The 642-nt window shown below is 60.4% G+C and carries 1 protein-coding gene; it reads left to right on the forward strand.

Annotation, left to right across the window (positions count from 1 at the left end; all coding sequences use genetic code 11):
* The coding region (locus ELR45_RS34255; RefSeq protein ID WP_129670265.1) for a DUF3502 domain-containing protein at positions 1-639 on the forward strand (639 nt) is incomplete at its 5' end.
* Positions 640-642: the final 3 nt, after the last annotated feature.

Genomic DNA, 642 nt, shown 5'->3' on the forward strand with positions numbered 1-642 from the left:
GCCTGGGCCATGACCGACGGCGCCACCAGCAACGACCTTCCAGCACTGACCGAGGCCGTTCAAACAGCGATGCTGGCCAACGTCCTTCCGTACACCAACGGTTTCGACGCCAAACCCAACCAGACCTTCCAAGCCGACAACCTCGTCGTCGTCAACGCCAACGGCGGCAACATCGACAACGCCTTGATGCTGCAGGACTGGGTCTCGATCAAAGAGAACCACGACCTCATCGAGTACGGCATCGAAGGCACCGACTGGGAACCGGTCGGCGACGACAGATTCGAAGCACTCAGCGACTACGCCTTCCCCGGCTACGCCCTGTGCTGGCGAGCCAGCCTGCAACGCAAAGCGTCGTACATGACCGAGTCCGAAGAGCGAGTCTTCGCCTGGGCCCAAGACTTCGACAACTTCACCATCGACCCGTTCGCCTCGTTCATCCCCGACACCACACCCGTGGAACAAGAGATCTCCGCGATGGAATCGGTGATCACCGAGTTCGCCAACCCCCTCTACTACGGCGTCGTCGACGTCGACGAACAACTCGACAAACTCAAGAAAGCCGCCGACAACGCCGGCCTGGAGAAACTCCAAGCCGAAATGGAGAAACAAGCCGACGAACACCTGTCCGGCAACGCCTGACGC

The sequence above is a fragment of the Phytoactinopolyspora endophytica genome (genome assembly GCF_004138495.1).
In the GTDB taxonomy this organism is placed as follows: Bacteria; Actinomycetota; Actinomycetes; order Jiangellales; family Jiangellaceae; genus Phytoactinopolyspora; species Phytoactinopolyspora endophytica.